Below are 24,759 nucleotides of genomic sequence, written 5' to 3' on the forward strand. Positions count from 1 at the left end.
CTCTGGTCCTTTAGGTTCGTGACCGAAATTTGCTAGTCAGCACGGCCACACCATCTTGAAGCGTTTGTTTTTCATTGGCGTCAAATACCCAGTTGCTGGCGCAGGTCTGCCACAGCAGGACGATCCAAACGGCAAGCGCTGCCGGCCACCCAAGCCCCAACAGAAAGGGAGCGGCGGCGAGTAGAAGCGTTGATTTTTGAATTTCCATGCCATAACGATGGGCAAGCCACAATGCCAGAACGATCGCAATGGCGTTTGCCAGCGCCGTGGCGATCACTGCCCCGGTAAGTCCCCACATCGGCAGCAGCAAGGCATTCAGCCCCACGTTCGCGGCCAAGCCAATACCAAACACGATGGCCCCGACATGCGTTTTTTCGGCACAGCAGAAATAAAGCATCGCGCAACCGACCAGGCTGTACCACACGCAGTAAGTCAGCGTCCACGGCAGCACGGCAAGACCGCCGCCGTACTTGCCTTCGAAGACGTACTCGAACAGGAACGGAGCGGTCAGCCCAATCACAATGGCACCGGCCATCATCACCATCGAGCTGGCCTTCAACAGCAGATTGAGTTGCTGCGAAACGTTCGACCGTTCGCCACGTTCCCAATCGGCCGAAAGGTGAGGCAGCAAAATCCCGCCAAACAGGTTCGCGACAGCAACCATCAGCCACGGCACCACGCGGCTACTGTGATAGTCGCCGACGAGGGAAATACTTTCTTCCGCCGTCAGACCGCTGAAGTGCACGATCATGTAGCGATCGACCACTTCAAATAAATTCGAGAGCAGGTTAATCGCCCACAGCCACGCGGCAAAGGGAAGCAGCTTCTTCCAAAACTCCGACTGCATCGGCACGTGATCGCACAGCGGCATCTGCTTCCAGTCTCGCGTCAGCACGATGCTCCCCATCACCACGGTCACGCTGCAGGCGATACCGTAGGAAAGGATGACGCTCTCTGCGGACGTGTCATACCACAGCAAAAGCCCTAAACCGATGACGGCAAACAGCACACTATTGATGAACTGTAGCGCCGAAACCATACGCATTTGCCGCATGGCAATGAACAGTTCGACAAAGTAATTGAACCCCACAACCGCGATCAGTGTGATGGCCACTACAGGAATGATCGGAGCAAGACTGGCATCTTTGAACAGCACGACCGCCGCTTGCTCATGAAAGATCCACAGCAGACCACAACCGATGGCCGCCAAGCCAACCGTTGCGATCGTTGTTCGATAGAGGAACGTGCGTAACTCCCCTTTTTGTCGGTAATGTTCAACGTAACGGCCAAAAGAGCCGGGTATCCCCAAAACGACCAGTGGCCCAGCCAGCATCAAAAAGCCAAACACCAAGTCCCACAGCCCTAGCTGTTCCGCCGGCAGCCAACGACAGAACAGCACACCACGGATGAAACCGATGCCCCGCTGAAACACGGTCAGCATGGCCAGCAGCATCATGCTCTCTGCCAGCGATGTGGTTTGGTAGGTCGGCGTAGATGGAATTTCAGCCGCGCTATCAACCGTCGGGGAAGCACTCATGCGTCCCCCTCTGCATTGGCATAGCACGGTTGATAACGTTGAATGCCGGATAGCTTACGGGGATCGATCGTCAGCCAATTACGAATTCGCGAAAGCTCGCGATCGCCGTGTATGCGTTGAATATGATAAGGATCGTCGCCTGGGAAATTGTAGCCACCGTACGCGGAACAAAACCCCAGGATGCCATTGCTGCGGAGCATGTTGATCGCTGCGTCGTTCAGATTGGCATGCTGGCCAAAGGGAAACGCAAAGTAGCGAATCGGCTGATCGATCAGCGATGCCAGTTCATGGGTCGCTGTAATCACTTCGTCATGCAATTTTTCAACGTCGCGTATCTTTCCCACGTCGGGATGGGTTCGCGAATGTCCGCCGATCTCGATCACGCCACTTGCTGCCATCGCGTGCAGTTCTTCGACTGTGTTTGGCCGGGCATCGATTCCCAACTCCGCGTCATGCGGAAATGGTTTACCGGTCAGCACGTTTTCAAGCGTTACGAAGTACGTGGCCGGCATCTGCCGCTGAATCAACTCGCCGATGGCCTGTTCGCTGTTGTCGCCGTAGCCATCGTCGAAGGTAATCGCCACGCATGGCCTGGGATTGTATCGCAAAGCGATGCGGCGTTGAGCCTCGGCCAGGCTCACTACTTCCAAGTTTGCTTGCAGCCAATCGAGATGACGACGAAACCCGTCGTTGGTGATCGTCCAGTCACTCAGATTCTGATCGGCCACGCGATGGTAGAAAAGTACCATCACCGGCGCAAGTCCGACCCGCGCGCGGACTTTTCGAAACCGGGCTCGCCAAGGCCAGGTTGCGGCATAATAACCGTCGATCAGATGTTCGTTAAATCGCTGCATGGTTCCCTTATTCGCTCTTTCCGAGCGAAGCTTTGAGCCAGCTTTTGACCTGAGTTTTCGTCGTCCAAATCCCTTGCCGGATCAACCCGAAGGTTGTGTTGGGCACGACGCGGATCGTCTCGCAGGCGCGTGATTCGGCTCGCCAGTGGGCTTTATAGGGTTCGTCGCCGCGCATGAAATCGACAAACGATTTCTCTTGCTCGATCGCACGACGAATGACGGCGATCTGCATCAGGCTGCCTGGCTCGTCACTGAGGCGGTCTGGATCGATACCTGCCTGGTAGGCGTACGCAATGTCTTCGCTGGGAAAGTGAATCTCGGCGGCGACCGGGACGCCATCCAGATCGAGCCAGAGGATCTCGCACTTGCCGTCGGCCATCATCTGGGTGGCCGCGTCGTATAAAAACTTGGTGAAGCGGTCGTCCGCAAAACAACCTGGCTGATCGAGCGACTTACGTCTTCGCATGTGCAGGTCAATCAGTATCGGCATAGCGGCGTCCAGGCCCACAACGCTGTTGCAAACGTGTAGCTGGCAGCGGTCGGTATCGAGTACGCGGCTAATCTGTCGGCGGATCTGCTTGCGATGCGACTTCGACTGCTGCATCTCGAAGTCATACCATGTTTCCGGCAGTTCCAGACGCCAGCAATTGAGCCCTGGTAAACGTTGCACCATGGCCTGACAGTGCATCAACCGCTGGGCCAGTTCGTTTGAAATGGATGTCCCCTTTTCCAGGTTATCCCATTCCATCGCATCCCAGGCATTCGAGGTGGTTAACGCTTCTTGCAACCAATCGACCAAGAAGGGTGCCACACGATTCGCGTCATCTGGATGAATCAGAACATCGAGGTAGTCGCTGCATACTTCCCCATCGCCTAGAAAGCGAAGCGTTCGACCGCCCGTTTTCCCGGCGGCTTTATACCAAGGAGCCAGGCCTATGAGTTCGTCATCATCAAATACACCGACGACAAACAATTGATGGCCATCGCCATAATGTTGCCACCACGACATCATCCAGTCGTAACTGCGGAATGGAACATTGCCAGCCAACGCATTCCAGGCAGACCGCAAGGAAACGACCGATTGAGGATCTGAAAACCGTTCGACACGCATAGAAATCAGGGGGACTAAGTTAACTTTCACACCGGCGATTGCGTACCGCCGGACGCTCTATATCTCGACAACGGACTATCAAACATTCCCCACTTTTAGGTAAAAGCAAACGAAGTTCGATCGGTTTTGGGAAGGATGCTTCGCGGTCATCGGATGAATGTTTCTCGAAAGCGACACGCGTTGACTTTTCGCCACATCGATTGCCATTTGGCAACATTCGCCGGTGGGCATGCCGCAAGTGACTTGCCGCACCTAAGTGCCTTGCCAGTAATCTCTTATCCCACATTCGCCTCGCGTCTTTCGAGTGATTGGCACTGCGATTGCCTTTGATTTCCAGCGAATCGGGGTTGTGGGAAGCAGGACCTCCGGCCGCTTGGCTGCGTCTTGCTTCCCTCACCTTTTTCACTCCCCTTACGACGTGCCCTTTCGCGAGGCAATGGAAATGTTCAATCCAGCAGACATCCTCTTCGCACTTGTTCAGTATCGTTTACGCTGGATCATTCCCACGATATTAGTGGCCGCCGCCGCGCTGGCATACGCCGTCGTCAAGCCGAACTCTTGGGAAGCGACCCAGAGCATCGTTTTGCGGGACGAAGCCGTCAGCAGCCTCGGACGACCAGGGCAATTCACCGGCGTCGAAGACATGAAGCACGCCCAAGAAACGGTGCTCCAACTAACCCGTTCCCGCGAAGTGATTCAGGTAGCGCTACAGGAACTTGGGGCACCGGCCAACCGTTGGTCGACCGCCAACTGGCCGAGCAAAGACGACATCGCTGCAGCCCGCAAGTCGATCAGCGTCCATTCCCCCGGCGGTACCGAATTCGGCACGACCGAAATGCTATACATCACCGTCGAAGCCGACACGCCCGAGCGTGCCAATAGGCTGAACCAGCTAATCTGCGCCCAACTCGACCAGCAATTGGGCGAGATGCGAAACAGCCGCGCCCTCAGCCTGGTGGAAGAACTCAACTATCGTCAGCAACAAGCCGACCAAGCCTTGTCCAGCGTGACCGATCGGCTTTCCGAATTGGAATCTGAAGTCGGGACCGACCTGGCAGAACTCCGCATCCTCAATGAAGTGGGCTCTGGCAACGGCAACCTTCGCGAGCAGCTGCTGCAGATCAAGAACGAACTCCGCACAGCTTTAGCCAATCAGCAAAGCTCGCAACGTTTGCTGGAAATCTTGGAAGCCGCCCAGCAGAACACAAGTGAATTGATTGCCACGCCCAACCAACTTCTGGAATCCCAACCTTCGCTGCGTCGACTGAAAGAAGGACTGATCGATGCCCAGCTGCGTTCGGCTCAATTGCAAGGAATTCGCACCGAGAGCCATCCCGGTGTTGTCGCGGCTCGACATGCCGAAGAAGAAATTCGTGGTCACCTGCACCAGGAAATCGCCATTGCCATTCGCAGCCTCAACGCCGAGCAAAGCGTGAACAACAGCCGTATCGCTCAGCTGCAAACCATGCTCGACGATGTCAGCGAGCGCATGACCAAGCTGGCTTCCTTGCGAGCTGGGTACAACAACCTGGTGGCCGAAGTTCGCGAAAAGAACAACAAGCTGACCCAAATTCGCACCGACCTGGCCGATGCTCGTTCTTCCGTCGAAGCGGCGACCACGACCACTCTGGTCACGAAAGTGAGCATCCCGGAAGTCAGTGACTATCCGGTGGGGCCTTCCCGCAAGGCGATTGTCGGAGCAGGCGTTTTCGGTGGGGTGGCCTTGGGGCTGGGGATTCTCTTTCTGACGGTCCCACTGACGCCTGCACCATCGGCACAACCGGCAGCATCGGCAAGCTCATCGAGCAATGATACCGGTGCCATGCAGCATCCGGCTCCTGGAACTGGGCATGGCCTATCTTTGAAGGAAGCTTTATTCCATCTCGCACACCGCAATCCTTCAACCAATTGATTCGCGTCTTCAGCACTTTCGAGTGACTTGGATTCGAGGATCCGACTGCTGAAGCTATCGACATGACCGCCATCGTTGCCATTTTTGTTCTCGTCGGACTGGTATGGGGAACCATCCTGGCCACGCGTGGTAACTTGCTCCTGGCCTGCGTGGGTCTCCTCGTTGCGACAGCGGTAGCCGGTGTCTACTTCCTGCAATTCGATCTGGGGGGCATTACTCTCTCGATCGACCGCCTGGCGATTGTTGGTCTGGCGGCTGCGTTTGTTTTGCAGTGGAAAATGGGGAAGGTCGAGCTGCGTCCCTGGATGATGCTCGATACGGTTATCGCCATCTTCTTTGGCGTGCTGTTTCTTAACACGTTTACCCACGACTACCGCAACATCGAGCCCGGCCAGGTTCCGCCGGTTCAGCATTTAATCAATGGTTACCTGATTCCCCTGTCGGTTTATATCGTCGCGCGAAACTTAAAGTACGACGAAAAGCAGATCGACTGGTTCCTGATGGCAATGACCGCGTTTGGCGTTTACTTGGCGGTGATTGGCATCATGGAAGGACTAGGGCTTTATGGCTTCGTCTTCCCACGCTACATCGCCGATCCCAAGATTGGCCTGCACTTCGGTCGCGCTCGCGGACCGATGGTTCAATCGGTGAGCTACGGCGTATACCTTTGCGGATGCCTGTTGACGACTTGCCTGCTCTGGACGCGGGCCTCCAAACAATGGAAGTGGTTCATCTTCAGTTTGATTCCGCTGTTCCTGGCGGCGATCTTTTTCACGAAAACACGCACTGTCTGGGCTGGCTGCGGCTTGAGCCTGATGGCTGGCATCTTCCTGACCATGCAAGGCAAAACACGGACTGTCCTGCTTACCGGCATGGTGGCCTGCGGCCTGCTGGCTGTGGTTGCCAAGTCGGACGCGATCATGGGATTGCAGCGAGAAGGCTCGGTTCAAGACACGCGTCGTTCGGTCAGCATGCGGGCCAGCTTTACTTACGTCTCGTGGGAGATGTTCCTCGATCGACCGATCTTGGGGCATGGCTTCAGTCAATTTAAGAAGGCCAAACTGCCGTACCTGGCCGATCGCAACGTCGACCTGGTTCTTGAATCGATTCGCGACTACGACCATCACAACACATTCCTCAGCGTGCTATGCGACTTAGGCCTCTTGGGCTTTATTCCGTTTTTGACCATGTACGGAATGTGGCTTCGAAACGGCTGGCGACAGGCCCGCAGCAATTCGCCGGACTGGGCAAAAGCGGTGGGCACGCTGGGCGTCGGCGTGGTCTTGATCGCGTTCTGCCAGATGATTGGCCACGAAATCACCTTCATGCCGTACGACCACCTATTGATTTTCTTGGTCGCCGGAATGAACGCCGCTTTGGCTTACGACTTTGGCTTGGTTAAGCGTACCCAACCAACCACCCCATCCACTGCCTGGCAGCACCACGCTGCCGCGCGAGGTTAACCGTATCATGAATTCTGACCGCATTGAGATGTTTGGTATCGAAATCGATTCGCTCCGCATGACCGGTGCCGTCGATCGTCTGACAACTTGGCTGCATGCCGATACCGATGCCGCGTGCCGCTTTGTCGTCACGCCCAATGTCGATCACACCGTCTTGCTGCAAACCAGCGATCCCCTGCGCGATGCCTACGGCGACGCCGACCTGGTGTTGGCCGATGGATGGCCGGTCGTGTTTGCTTCACGATTGTTTGGCAAACCGCTTCCTGAACGGGTCACCGGCAGCGACTTGATCCCCGCGTTGTTTCGTGCCGCAGAGAAGACGACTCCTCTGAAGACATTCTTATTGGGTGCCGCTCCGGGGGTGGCTCAACGAGCTGCAGTCAACGTCCACAAGCAGTTTCCCAACGTGCAGATCGTGGGGACGTATAGTCCGCCGCTCGGTTTCGAGAACGATCCGGAAGAAAACCAACAAATCTTGGAACGCATCGCAGATGCCCAGCCGCAGTTGCTGGTGATTGGCCTGGGGGCTCCTAAACAAGAGCTATGGATCCATAAGGTCCGCCACCAAGTGGCCGCCAAAGTGGCCGTATGTGCTGGGGCAACCATCGATTTCCTTGCTGGCGAAAAAAACCGTGCCCCACAGTGGATGCAGCGTACTGGGCTAGAATGGGCCTACCGCATTGGCACCGATCCTAAGCGTCTGGCCAAGCGATATGCCAAGGACGCGGTGGTCTTCCCGCGCATCCTCTGGAACGAGTGGACCAAGCCGGGTCTGAGTCGCCCCGACTTTTCCAAATAGCAACATACCTCTATAGTTGCGACAAGGAAGTCGAGTCCAACACTCGGCGTTAAGTGGCCCTCTATGAAGACAGACCACTAGGAAGGATTTATCGTGCGTCGCGCGCTGGTATTGGTTGTCGATGGTTGGGGAGCCGGGTTTCTCGGTTGCTATGGGAATTCGTGGCTCGATACGCCGGCGCTCGATCAATGGGCATGTCAGTCGCTACTGTTCGAGCAGTGCCTGTCGGAGTGCCCTGCCCCGTTAGACCTGTATCCGCACCTGTTTGAAGGTTCGCATCCGGTCGGTCCGGTTCAGCCGAACGGCCTGATGAGTGCTTTAGCCGACGCCGACATTCCGGTGCATCTGCTGTCGGACGACCCAAGCCTACTGGCGCTGCGTGACACGACACGCCTCACTTCGGTCGAAACGTTTCCTAAGGTTGCTGACGTTGCGGCTGCTTCTCCAGAAGAAACGACGCTCGCCCGCTTTGCCGGTGTGCTTTTAGACTGGCTCGAAGAACCGGCCCGCGAGGAAATCATTTGGGCGCATGCCCGGGGGATGCTCGGCCCGTGGGATGCCCCGTATTGCTTTCGCGAAGATCTCGCCGACGAAGAGGACCCTGCCCCACCGACCATGGTGCATCCTCCCTTCGAGCGCGAGAACCGCGAGTTCGATTCCGACCACGTCCTGGGCATCACGCAGGCCTACGCCGGTCAGGTCACGGTGCTCGACATGCTGCTGGGCGAACTGCTGGCAACCATCGAGGAACTGCCAGAAGAAGAACAACCGCTTGTCGTGCTGACCTCGTCCGGCGGGTACCCTTTAGGCCTACACGGACAAATCGGACGTGACGACCATTCGACCGTACGGCTTTATAGCGATACGCTGCACGTCCCTCTTTTGATTCGCCAGCCGGGCGGGAAAGATGGCCTGGCCCGCTGTCAGGGCTTGGCACGGCTGGGGGACATACTACCGACGATTGTCCAGGCCTTCGGCCTTGAAACCGCCTCGCCGGAAGGCCTCAACCTGCTGGAAGTACGCTTGGATGAAGAACGCGAGTTCGTCCTGTGCGGACAGGCCGATCAACGTTGCTTCCGCTGCGACTACTGGAGCCTGCGGTATCACCTGCCGGATTTAGAGACGCCGGTCGATGAAATCGACGTGCAGCAGATTGCGACCGAACTGTTCGTCAAACCGGACGACCGCTGGGATGTGAACAACATCGCCGACCGCTGTAAGAATATCGCGGAAGTAGGTCTTCAAACGGCGTTGGCCATCGAACACGCCTACCGAAACGATCTGCCGCTTCCCAAGATCCCCGAAGCACTTCGCACGGTTGTCGACTAATGCCCTGCTTCGTTAAGCTGCGGCTTTCGACGTTTAAGAAATCGTCTTCTAGATCGTCAAACTAAATCATTACTGGAAGCGTGGCAGCCGGGGCGTATAGCTGCGGAAGGTTTCGAGCCAGGTCTTGGACTTCATCTCTTCCTTAGGAGCATTCTTCTGCGCCATCGATGCCGCTCGCGTTTGTTCGAGTTGCTGTGCCAGTGCCGGCGAAATGGGGACATGCCGCTCGAGGAACTTCACCCAGTAGCTACCCAGCAGGCGATGGCAATCTCCGACGTCCGCTTGTTGGTACTTGGCATAGGCAAGCGTAACCAACTTATTGAGCTGGTTGATTTCAATGTCACGGAACGCGACATCGTAGACTTCGATCCGATCGACCAGAACATTGCCTTCGCCCATCATATCGAAGCCGATCTTAGCGCGGCTTAGTCCCGGCGGCAAATCGAGCACCGGATAGGCGAACTCGCTCCATTCCGATTGCAGCGGAAACGGAGTACCCGACCCGACCGACACAGGGCGGTAAACATTCTGACTGCCAATGTAACCATCGACAACGATCCGCAGGTTAGGCTGAATGTTGCGACCGTCATTCATAAGGTGCATCTTGAGCAACATCCGCCGGCTGTCAGGGACTTCGATTTCCTCGCTCCGCGCCCAGACGACCTGGCCGTTACTTTGCATTCGCAGCGACTGAAGTCCTTCGTAGACCTTCACCTTCTCGAGCCCCAGCGTGGTGCCAGGCTGATTGCCGATCGTCCAACCGGGGATCTCGCCGCTGGTCGATGGCTGCTCGAAGTTGCCATTGGAAAGGATCGCGACCGGAGGCATTGATCGAATGCTTCGCAGACGCAGTGCTAACGCATCCAGCTTCTCTCGCATCGTCCGCATCACGCCGGTAGGCAGGTATACCTTCGCTCCGGTGATGGCGACATCGTAGACGTTGACCTTACAGGCAATCAGCCCGTAAGCAGGGATGGTGACGCTCCATTGGCTTTCTCCCTTAGGCTGCGGTCCGCGAGAGATTTGACTGGACGCCAGCGGAGTAATCACTCCGTTGCCGGGAAGCTGCACCGTGAGAGATGCATTCAAATCCCACGGTGTTGGATTGACAAAGTAAAGCGTCGTTTCACTACCTGTCGATAACTTGCGGATGACCAAGGGCTGCGATTGCGGCACGTTCAGTCGGTGGTAATTACCACGCGGCAACAGCTTATAGACCGACAAAAAGTCGTGCAATTGTTGGTCCTGCCCCATCGGCACCATCCACCCGCCATAGAAGATCGAGAGGTCGTCTTCCTGCGCCAAATGCTCGACCAGCGGACGCCGCACTTCGGCACCGCTGCCAGAAAACTGCGAAGCGATCCAGGTAAACGTTCCGTCACGACCAAACGGCTTGGCTTGATCGAAGCCTGCCACGTGCAGCGTATCTGGCACATGAAAATGCAACACACTGCGGTTGTCTTCGTCGACGTAGGAAACCTCTTCTTCTCGGGCGGCCTGATAGTGGGCGTACCAACGTGCTCGCTCTTGGTTCCCTTTGGGGCGAACGAAATTGGTTTCCAGCAGGGCGATATTGGGATGAGATTTGTAACGTTTGGCATCGATCCCCAGTTCCAGCAGAACGTCAGTCGTCGTGACCGTGCGTGGAAGCTCTGGCATCAGTCGCTGCTTGGCATGCGATCCATGAAAGCAGCCAGCAGTATTCAAGTACAACACGGCATTCGAGTTCGAGCTTCGCAAGATGGTAGCCAGGCGGGCATGCAATTGAAACATCCGCTGACCGCGCCATTTGAGCCACTCTTGCCATTGCTCTTCTAAAACCCAGTTATTGCGAGTCTTCACATCGGGTGGAAGATTCGCGAAGACCTGCTGCTGGACCGGCGGCAACGTCTGAGCGAACAGCAGCAGCGTGTTCTCGTCCATGCCCCATTGTGGGCCCGGCAGCAATGCGAATCCATCGCAATCCAAGTTCAACGACAGCCCAGCAAACGATGGGTGATGGCCATATCGAGAGACGAAGTCGAGCACCAGGTCACTGATGGCCTGCTGCACATCTTCGTTCAAAGGATTGTAGTAAGCCCCTTCACCGACCGACGTACCCAGCGGGTCCATGGCCGGCTCGCCGAGGTGATTCAGCGATGCGGCATAGTTCGGGTCGGCGGAATCCATCCGGGCTTCTTCCAGACGGACGATCGGTGCATTCAATTCCATCGCCGGAATGAGTCGCAAATTGGCTCGATCGAATTGTCGGAACAGCAGTTCGGCCACATCCTTCTTGAACGGATCGCGGCCGTCATCAAAGAACAGTCCCTTATCAAACTTGGGCGTCGAACGGAAATGAGGACTCGGGTACAGGGCCCCACCTTCACTCATCACGCTGACGCATGCGGCATTGAAACCAACCCGCTTCATGTGTTCGACAACGCGGTTGCTTCCTTCCAAGAACGTGAGCCAGTCTTCTAGCGAACGATTCGAGGCCGCATTCAAATCTTCCGGGGCACCGAAGCCTTTGGCGAACAGTGGTTTGTCCCAAAAGGCGATGGCCAGACGATCGTCGTCAGATGAAGTAACGGCGGTCGGTGGGTCGTCTTCGCCCTCGGACATCACCGGTCGACCTGCCAAGACGCTGATGCGGCCAAAGGTCGAGGGGTTTTCGGCATCGCGGCACGTCAGCAGCAGCATGGGTGTGTTGGTGCGTGGCCAGAAAACGAGTCGATGCTTTGCCTCACCAGGCTTGTCCCCCGGCTGCGGCGGGGAAACTTCGACGCCTGAATCAATACCGATGGGGGTGATCATGCCTGCCGCGTCCGGCTCGACAATGCTGATGCCCAGGCTTTGTGCCAGATCGGTAGGATACTCGACCTCGACCACCAACGGCGAACCTATCGACTCGATCGGCAAGGGATAAGCATGCCACCCACTGGGCTGCAACTGCTGCCACTTGCGATCGTTATGATCGATGGTCTTTGTCAGATTGTTATGCAGCTCGGATGTCTTCGACTTCGTCCACGGATTGTAAGAGGCCAGCTTCGAGAGCCTGGGCCACCAGTCGGCCTGAGTCGGGTCGAAGGATGCCAGCAAGCGGGGCTCGTCGGTACTGGGAACATATTCCAGTTCCGGATCGATGACCACAAACTGCAGCACCCGCTGGTGCGTCGGCTTGGAAGAAAACACCAAGCTGCTCAGTCGCTGCTCGGTCATTGTGATGGCCAGTTCGTAGACGCCTTCATCGGCGGGCATCTCGACTTCGACCGCTTCCCCCAGGTCGATCTTTCCTTGGGCATCGACCGTACTGGTGAACTTCTTTTCCCAGACCGATCGACCGGAACGCGCCGGGCGGAGACGAACCAAGGTCTCGACCGTCGTCCCGGTGGGGAACTGGGTTCGATAGCCGGTAATGCTCGCTCGCAACGATTCTTTCGGCGAGAAAACCAGGTGATCGCGATACAGTTCGGCTCGGATAATATCTCCGGGAGCACGCTGCACTAAGATCCGCGAGCCCTGCTCGTCGAGCGCGGCCTGATAGGGTTGCTGTAGCAGGGAAGTCACCGGAATGGAAATCGGTGCGATCTGTTCGGTGGGATTCCCTGCGAGTTGGATTGTCAGCTGCGCCCCCGGGGGTGCTTCGATCTGAACATCGAAGCCGTCGTAGATACGCGGGGTGAGATGATTGATCTCGATTCGCCCACGGGCCGGTTGCACGGCCCTGGCTTCGTCCGCTTCCATCCCGAGTAAATGGACCAGGCGAATCTTGCCGGCGGTCAACGAGATGTTTCCACGCCACCGTTTTTCGGAAGATCCGCCCCAGGCAATTCGCAAGGTGCTGCGGATCGTTTCGACCGGCGCGTTGGTTTGAGCGTGCGATCTGGTCGGTACCAACAGCGCAGTCAGCAACGCACAGAACGACGCAAGCCGCAGCGCGAACTTCCATTTCGCGTATTGGCGCAGACGATCGGAGTGCTGTCGGCCGGGACTTCCCTGTACCAGTCGTTCCAGCATAACGCTGCATATCTCGGAGGAACGGAATAAAATGTCCTGATTGGACAATGGCCGCGGATTATAGACAGAGAACGGAAACCGCTGCCAGAGCGAAATATCCGAGTCTCGACTCCCTCAGAGATGGGGAATCTTACAGAGATCTACCTAGATTGTCGGTAGGCCTAGTAAAGCCCAGGTCTTAAACCTGGATCGGCGAGAGCGCCGGGTGGTTGAGAAACATCGTCATGTAAGAGAAGTCCTCCAATACCCAGTCTGGAGAATTCTCATGCAATACTTCTCAACCACCCGTGATCCGCGCTTCTCGCTATGGCGACGACCGAAAACAGGAAATTCGGCCGGATCGCCCGGGAGGGTGACTCATCGAGCGGTTTCCATCGCAGAAGAAACCGCTTTAAGTTCAAATATAGTTTAGCTTTCGGTCGTGGCTGTATCGGGTGCGGCGGTACGGCGGCGACGGCGTTTCGGCTTGGCCGTACCCCACTCCTTTGTCAAGGTTTCAAATACCTCTGGAGATTCGTAGCGGATGATGGTCTTGCCTTCGGGCATAGGACCAATCAAACCCCGAAAAACAGGCATCCCACGCAGTGCCAGATCGGTGCTGCTGTCTTCGGTACCGACTTGGGAGTGCATATTGAGCAGTGGCTCGGCGGAGTCATAGTCTTTGATCCGAATCTCGCCGTTAGCACCACGTGTAACTACTCGGAAGGTGTCTTTCTTTGCCATCTCGATCAATGCCTCCTCAATACCAATTGGGCTGAATGCCTCTCACACAAACAGGTATCGGAAGCCATGCTAGCGAAGCCAAACCTTTTTCTGATGGGAAGTTACATCAGTTGCGTTAAGCACAGTACGAATAGCCGATACATCGTGCAGATGCGGAAGAGAGTCCCAACGATGTAACGGACCATGAAGAAGGCATTGCAAATGCTCTTAATATGACCGGGAAAGCCTCCCCTCCCACGAACGACCTCACTCAGAGGCATACGGGCACCCGCAACAGAGTTCAGTGTTGCTGTGATTTCTTATTGATTTTTTCTTTCCATATCCATATACTGATGCCTTATGGCAATCTTTCAGCCGGCAGAAACGCCTAAGGAAGATTGCTCCTTTTCATGGGCCAGGTTTGATTCGCACATCTCTCCTTTTCAGTGCTTTGCCTTGGTCGATTCTCATTTAATCTATTCTTGTCATTCCGTTTCGGAGAACGTTTTCATGCAGAAGAAATCTGGCTTTACGCTTGTCGAACTCTTAGTGGTGATTGCCATTATTGGCGTGTTGATCGCCTTGCTGCTGCCGGCCGTGCAACAGGCCCGTGAAGCAGCTCGACGTATGCAGTGCACCAATCAACAGAAGCAATTGGGTCTCGCCCTGCACAATTATCACGACACCTTTGGCAGTTTCCCGCCAGCAGCTGTTTGGCTTGGAACCGGCACAACCGCGCCTGAAAGTGGTCGCGATGGCGACTGGGGTGCAACCTGGGCGCTGATGCTGCTTCCCTTTATCGAGCAAAATAATCTGCATTCGCAGTACGACTTCGGCGTGATCGCTCGTAACGGCAACGCAACCAGCGGCAACAATCAGGTCACGCGAGAACGCCCCGACGCGTTCGTCTGCCCGAGCCATCCCGAAGTCACCGGTCGACTCACTCAAGACTTCAACGGCTTTTCTAAGGTCAACTATGGCGTGAGCCTCGGAGCTGGCCGACAGCTGCGACGCGCTGATTTCAACAACGGCGATCGCAAAGGTGCGTTCAGTGTGGTCGAACAGTATGGTGCCAAATTCCGCGACATGACCGACGGAACCTCGAACTCGGTCATCCTGAGCGAGATCTTCAACGTCAATTCCGGCGGTGACGACCGTGGTGCTTGGGGTTGGACCACCGGAGCGACTTTCAACGGCCGGAATGGCTCAAACATTCTGACGCCAAACGATAGTCAGCAGTACGACTCGTCGCACTACTCGTTCAACTCGACCTCGCAAACAATCTACGGCATGAACAGCAATCCTGATTCGCTAGATGGTTGTGTTGCGGCTCGCAGCTTCCACCCAGGCGGTGTGATCATGTGCCTTGGGGACGCCAGTTGCCAGTTTGTGGCCGAGACCATCGACGAAACCATCTACGTCAATGCTCTTGCGATTGCCGATGGCAATCCAACTCAGCTTCCATAGTTTTGTTGATATCCATCAACGCGAAGTAAACCAACAAAGCCCATTTAACCTGCTTGGTCGGTGAATGGGCTTTTCTTTTGTCACATCCAGTTCTCACTCTATTCGCGCGACAACTATCACCATGATCACACGTAACTTATTTCTTTTGGCTGCAATCTTAATTCTTTTCACCGGTTGCCCTGCCGGACCTGCTACCCAAGGAGGCGGCACATCCGACGGAGAAATCGGTCAGTTGACCAAAGATCAGATCGAAGCATTCCTGACCAAAGCCGAGAAGGCTCCTTCGCGAGCCAAGGGTGACCTTTCGCTTTTGCTCGAGTCGCTTGAAGGAAGCGCCGAACGCAGCGAGGCCTTCGCCAAGGTTCGCGACGAAGCCAAGAAGCTGCAAGAACTTTTCCAGTCGAATGCCGGCAAGAGCGAACTCAACCAACAGATGACATCGCTCCGCGCGGCAAGTGACCAGTTGCCTACGCCCGGCACTTAGCCAACCGCTTCTAACGCCGCAGGTTACCCATCGGCGTTAGCGAGGTCGAACCCACACGCGGCGGGTCGCTCTGCAAGTTAGAGACCCCGCCGATCGCGTTTCGCGACGCCACACTCGCCGCAGGCTGCGTCGGTGGGGCGATTGCAATGCGGGTCACTTGTTCTCGCTCGACCATCTTCAGCGTTGTCACCGGCCGCGAGACGGTACGCTCGGCCGGGACCAGTTCGCGACGCGTTACCGGCGTACGAACCGTTTCCGAGCGCTGCTCCCAATGCGTCCGCGGTACCCAGCGATAGGCAACCCGCGGCGGCGCTAATAGGTTGAGCGTGAACGGGGTGTACGCTTCCCAACGATACTCGGTGACCGGCGTCAGGTACGCTCGCTGCGACTCTTGAATATCGGTCGTCAGGCGTTCCTGATAGAACTTCTCGGTGTGCGTCTGATAGGTCGTCTCCGAGACCGGCACGTCGACCTTTTGAACGACTTCGCGATAGGTCACTCCGTTGTTTTCCACATAGCGAACGTCTTCGGCCAGAAGTGGTTGAGCAGTCCCGAAAAGCACCAGCCCCAGGACAAGTTCGTGGCAGCGCATCCTGCGTACCCCCTTGCGTCGAAATCGAAGATGAAACGAGTTGGCAAGTCGCATCCTTGCGAGGTACCAACTCGAAAGAGATCTCGCCGGAAGCACGCATCTTGCCGCACTTTCCAGTCTCTCCTAGATACCATTTCGGCACGCCGTTTCACACGAGTTCACACAAATTCCTCCGCTAGCGATGCCGTCACGCAGCTTCCCCACGAGCATCCACCCGCATCGATGAAATCTAAGTCATAACAGCAACTTAGGTTTGTGAAGCAAAGCCCGATCCAAGGCATGCTTTCATCGGCAATCGCTTGTATGAAAATTTTTTCGCCAGCTTGAACCGACAAGCGGAAGTGGTAGCCTGAACAGCCAACCTGTTCCCCCACGCAAAGGCACCCACGATGTCGGAAAAGACGATCTTCAAGCGAATCATCGACCAAGAAATTCCCGCAGACGTTGTCTACGAAGACGACCAGTGCCTGGCCTTCAAAGACATCGCCCCCAAAGCCCCTGTGCATGTGCTGATCATCCCCAAAAAGGAGATCGCCACCGTCGATGACCTGGCCGACGAAGACGCCGCACTGATCGGCCACCTATGGATCGTCATCCGCAACCTGGCCCGCGAGCTAGGCCTGGAAGAAGGCTACCGAGTCATCGTCAACTGCAAAGAAGGAGGCGGCCAAGAAGTACCCCATTTGCACTACCATCTGCTGGGCGGCCGAAAGATGACCTGGCCCCCGGGCTAGTCACCGGCTTTCGCTTGAAACAGCGTCAGATAGGCCCGCCTGGGGCAGCGGCCCAGTGGCATGGCCCGAGCATTAGGAAGCTTGACGCACTGGTGAATTAATGTGCCACCAGGCGTAAGATCGAACCGAAATGTTCAACACTCTTGCTGCAAAAAGACACGCCCTCATTGTGCACGAAGGGGATAGACGAAGTAAGCTTCGGTGCCAAGGGCCGGGTTGTTATCAATTGGGTGGCGCTAGTACAGAGATCGCCACGACCTCGCGCAATTTCAGGCAAGGCAAACTCGACTGGCAGACGGCTATCCAAACGCAGTGCTGGCCGCACTCTGGCTTCAGCGTTGTTTAGTTCGCTATCCGCAGTTAATGAGCGTCTGCTTTGCTTTGCCCTGCGAGTCCTAGCCGGCGTAGCATCGGCCCCATGGTTAGCCCGCCGACGAGGATCGAAAAGGCGACGACGACGTAGGTCATCGTCAGGATCAGTTCGCCGACGTTGTCGTACTGCGATTGCTGGGCGTGGATTTCCTCCTGAAGCGATAACGCGAGGGCAACACTGATCCCGCCTCGCAGGCCGCCCCAGGTCATGACCTTGATCGCGTGCGGCGTGAATTCTCGGCCGGTGACCTTCTTCAAGGCCATCACCACGGTGCCGACCGACAGGAACCTCGCCAGCAGCGCAGCGGGGATCGCCAGGGCCCCGGCCAGCAGATACGGAACCTTAAACGAGAGCACTAATACTTCTAGCCCGATCAGCACAAACAGCACCGCGTTCAGCAGTTCGTCCACCAATTCCCAGAACGTGTCCAGGTGCTCGCGTGTTTTGTCGGACATCGCCAGCGTTCGGCCATGGTTACCCAGGATTAACCCTGCGACCACCATCGCCAATGGCCCGGACAGGTGCAGCTTCATCGCCAGGGCATACCCGCCTGTTACCACCGCCAGCGAAAGCAAAATCTCCGTCGCGTAGTGATCGATGCTTCGCAACAGATAGAACGCGAGCATCCCCAGCACTAAGCCCAGCGCAAGCCCGCCGCCGGCTTCAAGGGCGAACAGCTTGGCGACATCCATTGCTGTCGTCTCTGTCTGCTCGATGTGTTCTGGAACATCGTGCGAATGTTCGTGTTCGGGCTGTGCCGGCTGCCTTGTTGCGTCAGGCGTGTCGGTTGGTGCCTCGCCATCGACGTTGGGTCGGTTGCCCAAATCTTCTTCGCTCGGTTCGACGACGTGATTCGCCTCATGCTTCTTCTCTAAGTCTTCATGCGATTCCCCATGCTCACCCAACCCCGCGATCCCCAAGAGCGCAATAAACACCACCACGCCCACGCCATCGTTAAACAGCGACTCGCCTGCGATCTTGGTCTCTAGCGGCTTGGGTGCGCCGAGGCTCTTGACGATGCCCAAGACCGCGATCGGGTCGGTTGGGGCGACGATCGAGCCGAAGATCAGGCAGTAGATGAAGCGGACCTCGATGCCGAGCCACCCGGTGATGACATAGGTGAGCCCGCCAACGATGAAGGTCGTAGCGAGGACGCCGATGGTCGCGAGCAAAGCGATGACTGCAGACTGTTTCTTAAGGTCGTTAAGGTCGACATGCAACGCCCCGGCAAAGAGCAGGTAGCCGAGCATGCCCTCCATCAGCGTCTGGTCGAAGTCGATCGAGCCGACGAGCGACTCGACCGCGGTGAGCGCGCCCGCCTCTGGTACGATCCAATCAATCAGCAGCAGGGCGACCGCATGCAGCATGGCCAACAGCATCAAGCCTACCGTCGTCGGCAACTTGAGCAGTTTGTGGTTGATGAACGCAAAGGCCGCTGCAAGGGCCACGAGAATGCCGGCAATATTGAAGAAGCTCATGGCCACCTTTATACCGTACTTCGCTAGAGGAAGAAAAGGTAGACCAGCTTCTGACCGCCTGTCGATATGTTGGACGGAGGCGTGCCCTTCGCGCTGCGACGGGCCAACTCACCACGAACCCGGGGCGTCCGTTGGTCATGTCTGATTGCGGTTCCAGCTTGGTGTCATAACAGTAAGGATAACCGGGCCGGGAGGTGAGAATGCCGAGCGAAGCGAGTCGTACGGCCTATTCCGACTCGCGTTCATCCGTTAGTTCTGCCTCTAGGTGCCCGCTTTGATCCAATGAACCGGCCTATCGAAAACGTCATCAGTCGGCTTCGGTAGAAGTCGGTCCGCGGCGCCCCAAAGATCGTCCATGCCCAGGTTCTTTCGCTTGAATCGCGTACGATCACCTGCGTCGGTATGCAGATCAAGAGTTCGCTCAACCTCGGCTCCTTCTTTGTATCTGATGACCTCGTAGTAGCCAGCCGTTGTTTGACCGAACAGAGCCAAAGCCTCGCCGCTTTTCGAGAGCATTGCCGCAAGTGATTCGTGGTACCGAAACACCTCGTCAGCGTCACCAGAAAAGATCCAATAGTCGTCGACGTCAATAAATCCGATTGTGCCATCGCCGGAGTTGCAGCGAGAGAAAAGCCCTGTCGCTGTGCCGACCGACTGGAAGTTCCGTCCGAAGACGTCATCAACAACGTCTTTCCCTGGCCCCCCACAGACGAAATATAGCGTTGCCATGCGTCTCCAGTTGTCGGCAGAACTTGCTTATAGTCAGTTGATTCTCGCAAGTCGAAGTTTAGCTGTAGGTTGCTCAATTGTCACACCTTTTCGGGCGTGATAGGCGACCACCACCAACGCAAAACGGCCGCTTCGGTTAACCCCAAGCGGCCGTCTGCATCATAGGTTGATTGAAAGATCGCGGTTAGCGATACAGCGAAGTTCCGCCAGGTAGGTAGAACGCTGGGGCACTTTTGCTTCCGCTGGAGATCGGCATGGCGTCGATCTGGCGGATCTCGCGGCGGTCTTCGGGGACCGACGTGGTTCGTGGCTCGGTTTCATCGGCGGCCAGGCGGCCTCCGTTGGAGTAGAAACCTCCGCTAACGCCTTGTTCGCGTGGGGTGATGTCTTGCTGATGGCCGACCGGCATGATGGGGCCGGTTAGGGGTGTCGGACGGTCCTGTTGGTCGCGGGCCGAAGCGATTTCGTTGCTTTGGGCCTGAGGACTTTGTCCGCGGACCACGGCGACACCGTTATTCGGCTGCTGAGTGGAAGCCAACTGGGCCGGCGTATAGCCGTCGACCATTCCTTCGTTCGAGCCGTCGCGAACCCAATCCAACCAGGCAACCTGAAGGCTGCTCAGGCTAGAATGTCCGTAGTGCTTGCGAGTTGCCGCAGTCCAATTGTTGGTTTGCATCCCTTCGCCGACGTACTGCACGTACTTCTGCTTGCCACCTTGGGCGATGAGGAAGCGAGCCAGCGAGTAGCCTTGGGCGTACAGCGGCAAGATATCGGCCGGGTACTCTCGCATGGCAAACATTTGGTTGAACGCGATACCGCGGTCGCTCTTCAGGAAGCGATACAGCAGCGTGGTGTTCTTGTCTTTTTCCGACGTATGCTCGACGGTCGTACAGGCCCCCTCATCGGCCCAACGTGGCAGTGGACCGCCGAAGTGGGTTGCGAAGATCGTATGCAGAATCTCGTGAGGCAGGACGCTATCGAGGATACGTTCACGCGGACCGAAGATTTCCATGGTCCAGTTGAATGGCACGCCTTGATGGAAGGCAAAGCTTGTCTGCCCTCCGGCACCGCCGCCCACACGAACCGAAATCGGACAGGGCTGCGACCAAGGAGGCAGTTCGCGTCCTAACCACTCCATGGCCAGATCACGACGATAATCTTCGGCAAGCTGAAGAACTTGTTTGGCCAGTTGCGGGTCTTGCGCGGTAACCATGAAGTTGGCTCCGCGAACGCTGGCAGCAGAAGCGACGGCGACCAATAGGGTCCAGACGCACATCGTCACCAAAGCGTGACGAGTCACGCGAGCATCCATGCTCATATAGCAGGCTCCAAGCAAATGGGTTCCCGACCAGTCCGTCGCATCATGCGGTGGCTAGGCGGCAACATATTTAGGCTTCGCTGTTGTGCATCCCGTGGGTTGTTGGGGTCATCGGAGCACAGACAGACCAATTCGATACGCGTCCCGGCATCAATCCGTTCAGCCTGAGGAATGCGAATCGCCGACTTGTAAAGTTTTCAAAGGCTAACTAAATGAACGTTGTCGTTCCAGGTCAAATTCCCGCAAAAATCACGCTAGCTACCCATTTTAGCTAAAGCCGTTGCAGTAAAGCGTTGCCACGGCGGTAGATGGCGATGCATTATTTATCGCCGCTCGACTTCTTCACCACGAATAAAATGAAGGCCACCAGGATACCCACCCCAACCAGGCAGCCCGCGCCCATCATGGCCAAGATCAACAATTCTATTACGCCGACACTGCCCATGGGATAAACCTTCCGTTATTACTTCTTACCGTCCAACATCGGAATGCGGAACAACTCGGACGGTGTATGGGCTTCTTGCATGGCCGCTTCCGCTTGGGCCACGATGGCCGGATGCTCGGCCGCGACATCTTTCGATTCGCTCGGGTCGTCCTTCAGGTTGTACAGTTCAAGCTTGCCAGCACCGGCAACCTTGGGCCGCATCATGTTTTGGCGAATCGCTTTCCAGTCTCCCATACGCACGGCCTGTTGCCCACTGTAGGCTCGGAACTCCCAATAAAGATAGTCAGGCTCTTTCTGCTGCTTACCCAACAGCGTCGGCAGGAAGCTGGTTCCGTCGATTCCTTCCGGCGTCTTGACGCCGGCGATATCGGCGAAGGTGGGCATCAAGTCGTAGAACGCTGCCAGGTGATGCGAAACCGAGTCAGGCTTCACATGCCCAGGCCACCTTACGATCAGCGGCACACGAATGCCCCCTTCGTACAAGCTTCCCTTCAACCCTTTAAAGCCGTCGGCCGAAGCAAAGAAGTCCGAGTCGCTGCCACCAAGTCGGTCGTACGTCGGTCCATTGTCCGAGCTGAACAGGACCACCGTGTTATCGGCCAGCCCCTTCTTTTCGATCGTCTCGAGAATGGCCCCGATGTCGTGATCCATGTGGGTGATCATGGCCGCGTAGCCAGCGTGTGGCTTTGGATGCTGCAAGTAGCCGCGATGCTTGTAGTCGTCTTCCTGCATGTCGGCGTACTGTTCCAGGTCTTCGTTGGGGACCTGAATCGAGAGATGCGGAACGGCAAAGGGAAGATAAAGGAAGAACGGCTTATCCGAGTTCGCTTCAATGAACTCAATCGCCACGTCACGGAACTGGCTTTGCGAATAGGTATCGCCATGCAGCGTGCGGTCGTTGCCAGGCTGTGCTTGTTTCTCGCGATTGCGCCACAAGTATTTCGGGTAGTGATTGTGGGCGTGGCGTTGGCAGTTGAATCCATAGAAGAGGTCGAAGCCTTGCTTGTTGGGATCGCCGGTGGTGCCAAAGTGACCCAGCCCCCACTTGCCGATCGCGGCGGTGGCATAGCCCTTTTGCTTGAGCACTTCCGCGATGGTGACTTCTTCATCCGGAATAGGATTCTGCCCGGGGAACTCGGCACCCAATGCTTTCGTTTCTGGCAGCATCTGGCCGGGGTCGCCGTTGTCGCGGATGTAGGCGTGCCCGCCATGCTTACCGGTCAGCAGCACACAGCGCGAAGGAGCACACACGGCGTTGCCACAATAGAAGTCGGTAAACCGCATGCCCTCTTTGGCCAGCTGATCTAAGTTGGGCGTTTTAATCTTCTGTTGCCCGTAGCTGCCTAGTTCGCAGTAGCCAAGATCGTCGGCGAGGATGAAGACGATGTTCGGAGCCCGCTCGGCAGCGAAGCTTGAGGAGATAGCCGTAACAAGCAAAACCACCGTCGAAACGGAAGCGATCAGAAAACGATTCATCGGCAGGCACCAGGCAAGTGACTTGAAATAGGTTTGATATCCGGGGAAATCTAAGTATGCCCACCCATGGCCGAATCGTCAACGAAAAGAGTTGAGTTAATCGACTTTCAAGAGATCTTATCACCATGGCTCTCGGGGTGAACTCAAGCGGTTTTGTATTTTTTCCGCATCAACGGCGACGAATTATTCGTTGATCTATGGGCGAAAAACGAGAACAATCGAGACTATGAAATATCTCCTACTTAAAACGATCGTCGCCACTCTCGTTCTTACCGTAACGAGCCGCCTGGCGGTTGCGGAAAACGTTGCCAAGCCCAATGTTCTGTTCATCGCTATGGATGACCTGAACGACTGGATCGGGTGCCTGGGCGGGCATCCGCAAACGATCACGCCCAATCTCGATCGGTTGGCCAAGTCAGGCGTCTTGTTCACCAATGCCCATTGTGCGGCTCCGGCGTGCAATCCATCGCGGATCTCGATTTTCTCTGGCAGGGCGCCGAATGTTTCAGGCGTCTATGCCAACGATCAGGCCCTGCGAGAAGTGCTGCCCGATGCCGAGCTGCTTCCCAAGACATTCTCCCGCAACGGCTATCATGCCAGCGGCTCTGGCAAAATGCTGCACTACATCATCGACGCCCAGTCGTGGGACGACTACTACCCTAAGCCTTCGTCGGAGATGCCGATCCCGGAAACGCTTTACCCCGAGCAGCGCCCCCTCAGCCTGCCGCGCGGTGGCCCTTGGCAGTACGTGGAAACCGACTGGGGTGCGCTCGATGCAAGTGACCAAGAGTTCGGCGGCGACTATAAGGTCAGCCAGTGGATCTCGCAGCAGCTTGCCAAGAAGCACGAGCAACCATTCTTTTTGGCCTGCGGCATCTATCGTCCTCACGAACCATGGTTCGTGCCGGCGAAGTACTTCGAGCCGTTCCCGCTCGATTCGATCCAGCTTCCGCCGGGCTACCAAGAGAACGACATTGACGACCTGCCGCCAGCGGCCAAACAATCAAGACAGTCGCGGTACTTCGAACACATTCAAAAACATGGCGAGTGGAAGCACGCGATCCAATCGTACCTCGCTTCGATCCACTTCGCCGACGCCATGCTCGGCCGCGTGCTCGAGGCGCTGGACAACAGCGAATACGCCGACAACACGATTGTCGTTCTATGGTCTGACCATGGCTGGCATCTGGGCGAGAAAGAGCACTGGCAGAAGTACACTGCTTGGCGATTATGCACGCGCGTGCCACTGATCATCCGCGTTCCTAAAAACAGCCCCGGCCTGCCGGAAGGAACCACCCCAGCGATCTGCGATCAACCGGTAAACCTGGTGAGTCTCGCTCCGACGTTATTTGCCTTGTGCGGACTGCCAGCGAACGAAGATCACGACGGGCCGAGCCTGACCCCTTTGCTTGAAGATGTCAGCAGCGAGTGGCCGCACGTCTCGGTGACGCATCTGCACCGGCCTGGCAATTTCGGCTTGAGCGACAACGGCTGGCGATACATTCGTTACGCCAACGGCGACGAAGAACTTTACGACACGGCCGCCGACCGGTACGAATGGACCAACCTGGCTGCCGATCCGAAGTATGCCGACCAACTCGCTGAACTCCGGGCCAAAGCCCCGACCAAGTTCGCCGACAAGCCTGCACCCAGTGTTGAGTCGCTTGTCAAACTGAAGTGGATGCGGCTAAAAAAAGACCCGGCCCCACCATCGCGCCCCGATGGTTCGCTGTTTCCTGTCTTCTTCACCAATCAGTCGGAAGCACCGGTCAAACTGTTTTGGATCGACCAACATGGCCAAGCGCAGTTCTATCGATCGATCGCGCCGACCAAGACGGTGAGCCAAAAAACACGCCCTGGGGCCGTGTGGCAGGTATCGTCGATGGGTGACCGGCCGCTGGGCTATTTCAAGGTCGACGACCGCTCGGCCCAGGCAATCATTCCTGAGAGATAACTT

The 24,759-nt window shown here is 56.5% G+C and carries 19 protein-coding genes; 8 read left to right on the forward strand and 11 right to left on the reverse strand.

The genetic code is table 11. The annotated features are described in order from the left end of the window. Window positions 1–10: 10 nt before the first annotated feature. From HOV93_RS01130 to HOV93_RS26300, 3 genes are read right to left on the reverse strand one after another with little or no spacing between them, the layout of a single operon-like run. Window positions 11–1,537 carry a lipopolysaccharide biosynthesis protein gene (locus HOV93_RS01130; RefSeq protein ID WP_207394601.1) on the reverse strand — a complete coding sequence of 509 codons (1,527 nt, stop codon included), beginning with the start codon at window positions 1,535–1,537 and terminating at the stop codon, window positions 11–13. Continuing rightward, window positions 1,534–2,391 carry a polysaccharide deacetylase family protein gene (locus HOV93_RS01135; protein ID WP_207394602.1) on the reverse strand — a complete coding sequence of 286 codons (858 nt, stop codon included), beginning with the start codon at window positions 2,389–2,391 and terminating at the stop codon, window positions 1,534–1,536. Before HOV93_RS01135 ends, HOV93_RS01130 begins: the two co-directional genes overlap by 4 nt. Before the next feature lie 7 nt (window positions 2,392–2,398). Further along, on the reverse strand, window positions 2,399–3,532 hold the full coding sequence (locus HOV93_RS26300; protein ID WP_207394603.1) for a GNAT family N-acetyltransferase: 1,134 nt from the start codon (window positions 3,530–3,532) through the stop codon (window positions 2,399–2,401). A gap of 412 nt (window positions 3,533–3,944) precedes the next feature. Between HOV93_RS26300 and HOV93_RS01145 the strand changes: the two genes are divergently transcribed. The 4 genes from HOV93_RS01145 to HOV93_RS25550 all read left to right on the forward strand — a co-directional run bounded on the left by HOV93_RS01145 (window position 3,945) and on the right by HOV93_RS25550 (window position 9,005). Next, a complete protein-coding gene (locus HOV93_RS01145; protein WP_207394604.1) occupies window positions 3,945–5,414 on the forward strand; it encodes a GumC family protein in 1,470 nt (489 codons plus the stop codon). A 62-nt stretch (window positions 5,415–5,476) separates the two neighbouring features. Then, window positions 5,477–6,877 carry an O-antigen ligase family protein gene (locus HOV93_RS01150; protein ID WP_207394605.1) on the forward strand — a complete coding sequence of 467 codons (1,401 nt, stop codon included), beginning with the start codon at window positions 5,477–5,479 and terminating at the stop codon, window positions 6,875–6,877. 7 nt (window positions 6,878–6,884) lie between these two features. Then, the gene (locus HOV93_RS01155) at window positions 6,885–7,676 is read left to right on the forward strand and encodes a WecB/TagA/CpsF family glycosyltransferase (protein ID WP_207394606.1); all 792 of its coding nucleotides are present in this window, start codon (window positions 6,885–6,887) and stop codon (window positions 7,674–7,676) included. Window positions 7,677–7,769: 93 nt separating this feature from the next. Further along, entirely contained in the window at window positions 7,770–9,005 is a 1,236-nt protein-coding gene (locus tag HOV93_RS25550) for a sulfatase-like hydrolase/transferase (RefSeq protein ID WP_207394607.1), read from the forward strand. 69 nt (window positions 9,006–9,074) lie between these two features. Here HOV93_RS25550 and HOV93_RS01165 read toward each other — a convergent pair whose 3' ends face one another. Continuing rightward, window positions 9,075–13,004, reverse strand: coding sequence for a family 10 glycosylhydrolase (locus tag HOV93_RS01165; protein WP_207394608.1), 3,930 nt, complete (start codon window positions 13,002–13,004; stop codon window positions 9,075–9,077). Between the two features lie 408 nt (window positions 13,005–13,412). Then, entirely contained in the window at window positions 13,413–13,727 is a 315-nt protein-coding gene (locus HOV93_RS01170) for a hypothetical protein (RefSeq protein WP_207394609.1), read from the reverse strand. A gap of 489 nt (window positions 13,728–14,216) precedes the next feature. Here HOV93_RS01170 and HOV93_RS01175 point away from each other — a divergent pair, with 489 nt between their 5' ends. Next, complete coding sequence (locus HOV93_RS01175; protein ID WP_207394610.1) at window positions 14,217–15,173, forward strand: DUF1559 domain-containing protein; 957 nt, start codon at window positions 14,217–14,219, stop codon at window positions 15,171–15,173. 121 nt (window positions 15,174–15,294) lie between these two features. Further along, on the forward strand, window positions 15,295–15,657 hold the full coding sequence (locus HOV93_RS01180) for a hypothetical protein (protein WP_207394611.1): 363 nt from the start codon (window positions 15,295–15,297) through the stop codon (window positions 15,655–15,657). A 10-nt stretch (window positions 15,658–15,667) separates the two neighbouring features. On the opposite strand, the gene HOV93_RS01185 is transcribed toward HOV93_RS01180, so the two are convergent. Further along, window positions 15,668–16,249, reverse strand: coding sequence for a hypothetical protein (locus tag HOV93_RS01185; RefSeq protein WP_207394612.1), 582 nt, complete (start codon window positions 16,247–16,249; stop codon window positions 15,668–15,670). A gap of 389 nt (window positions 16,250–16,638) precedes the next feature. On the opposite strand from HOV93_RS01185, the gene HOV93_RS01190 reads away from it, so the two are divergent. Beyond that, window positions 16,639–16,983, forward strand: coding sequence for a histidine triad nucleotide-binding protein (locus HOV93_RS01190; RefSeq protein ID WP_207394613.1), 345 nt, complete (start codon window positions 16,639–16,641; stop codon window positions 16,981–16,983). A 360-nt stretch (window positions 16,984–17,343) separates the two neighbouring features. Here the strand turns inward: HOV93_RS01190 and HOV93_RS01195 are convergent, their stop codons facing one another. The 5 genes from HOV93_RS01195 to HOV93_RS01210 form a co-directional block, all read right to left on the reverse strand. Beyond that, complete coding sequence (locus HOV93_RS01195) at window positions 17,344–18,834, reverse strand: cation:proton antiporter (RefSeq protein ID WP_207394614.1); 1,491 nt, start codon at window positions 18,832–18,834, stop codon at window positions 17,344–17,346. Window positions 18,835–19,095: 261 nt separating this feature from the next. Continuing rightward, entirely contained in the window at window positions 19,096–19,563 is a 468-nt protein-coding gene (locus tag HOV93_RS01200) for a hypothetical protein (RefSeq protein WP_207394615.1), read from the reverse strand. 184 nt (window positions 19,564–19,747) lie between these two features. Next, window positions 19,748–20,881, reverse strand: a complete 1,134-nt coding sequence (locus HOV93_RS01205; RefSeq protein WP_207394616.1) for a hypothetical protein — start codon at window positions 20,879–20,881, stop codon at window positions 19,748–19,750. A 319-nt stretch (window positions 20,882–21,200) separates the two neighbouring features. Further along, complete coding sequence (locus HOV93_RS26100) at window positions 21,201–21,326, reverse strand: hypothetical protein (RefSeq protein WP_261358547.1); 126 nt, start codon at window positions 21,324–21,326, stop codon at window positions 21,201–21,203. 18 nt (window positions 21,327–21,344) lie between these two features. Further along, a complete protein-coding gene (locus HOV93_RS01210; RefSeq protein ID WP_207394617.1) occupies window positions 21,345–22,802 on the reverse strand; it encodes an arylsulfatase in 1,458 nt (485 codons plus the stop codon). 226 nt (window positions 22,803–23,028) lie between these two features. On the opposite strand from HOV93_RS01210, the gene HOV93_RS01215 reads away from it, so the two are divergent. Continuing rightward, window positions 23,029–24,756 carry a sulfatase-like hydrolase/transferase gene (locus HOV93_RS01215; protein ID WP_207394618.1) on the forward strand — a complete coding sequence of 576 codons (1,728 nt, stop codon included), beginning with the start codon at window positions 23,029–23,031 and terminating at the stop codon, window positions 24,754–24,756. Window positions 24,757–24,759 lie beyond the last annotated feature (3 nt).

The organism is Bremerella alba (assembly GCF_013618625.1).
Classification (GTDB): domain Bacteria; phylum Planctomycetota; class Planctomycetia; order Pirellulales; family Pirellulaceae; genus Bremerella; species Bremerella alba.

Bases quoted from the DNA above. Each gene is read 5' to 3' on its own strand.
- HOV93_RS01190 (WP_207394613.1), top strand. From the start codon at position 16,639: ATGTCGGAAAAGACGATCTTCAAGCGAATCATCGACCAAGAAATTCCC.
- HOV93_RS01135 (WP_207394602.1), bottom strand. From the start codon at position 2,391: ATGCAGCGATTTAACGAACATCTGATCGACGGTTATTATGCCGCAACC.
- HOV93_RS01145 (WP_207394604.1), top strand. From the start codon at position 3,945: ATGTTCAATCCAGCAGACATCCTCTTCGCACTTGTTCAGTATCGTTTA.
- HOV93_RS01175 (WP_207394610.1), top strand. From the start codon at position 14,217: ATGCAGAAGAAATCTGGCTTTACGCTTGTCGAACTCTTAGTGGTGATT.
- HOV93_RS26100 (WP_261358547.1), bottom strand. From the start codon at position 21,326: ATGGGCAGTGTCGGCGTAATAGAATTGTTGATCTTGGCCATGATGGGC.
- HOV93_RS01130 (WP_207394601.1), bottom strand. From the start codon at position 1,537: ATGAGTGCTTCCCCGACGGTTGATAGCGCGGCTGAAATTCCATCTACG.
- HOV93_RS01165 (WP_207394608.1), bottom strand. From the start codon at position 13,004: ATGCTGGAACGACTGGTACAGGGAAGTCCCGGCCGACAGCACTCCGAT.
- HOV93_RS01155 (WP_207394606.1), top strand. From the start codon at position 6,885: ATGAATTCTGACCGCATTGAGATGTTTGGTATCGAAATCGATTCGCTC.
- HOV93_RS01200 (WP_207394615.1), bottom strand. From the start codon at position 19,563: ATGGCAACGCTATATTTCGTCTGTGGGGGGCCAGGGAAAGACGTTGTT.
- HOV93_RS01150 (WP_207394605.1), top strand. From the start codon at position 5,477: ATGACCGCCATCGTTGCCATTTTTGTTCTCGTCGGACTGGTATGGGGA.
- HOV93_RS01210 (WP_207394617.1), bottom strand. From the start codon at position 22,802: ATGAATCGTTTTCTGATCGCTTCCGTTTCGACGGTGGTTTTGCTTGTT.
- HOV93_RS01195 (WP_207394614.1), bottom strand. From the start codon at position 18,834: ATGAGCTTCTTCAATATTGCCGGCATTCTCGTGGCCCTTGCAGCGGCC.
- HOV93_RS01180 (WP_207394611.1), top strand. From the start codon at position 15,295: ATGATCACACGTAACTTATTTCTTTTGGCTGCAATCTTAATTCTTTTC.
- HOV93_RS01170 (WP_207394609.1), bottom strand. From the start codon at position 13,727: ATGGCAAAGAAAGACACCTTCCGAGTAGTTACACGTGGTGCTAACGGC.
- HOV93_RS01215 (WP_207394618.1), top strand. From the start codon at position 23,029: ATGAAATATCTCCTACTTAAAACGATCGTCGCCACTCTCGTTCTTACC.
- HOV93_RS01205 (WP_207394616.1), bottom strand. From the start codon at position 20,881: ATGAGCATGGATGCTCGCGTGACTCGTCACGCTTTGGTGACGATGTGC.
- HOV93_RS01185 (WP_207394612.1), bottom strand. From the start codon at position 16,249: ATGCGCTGCCACGAACTTGTCCTGGGGCTGGTGCTTTTCGGGACTGCT.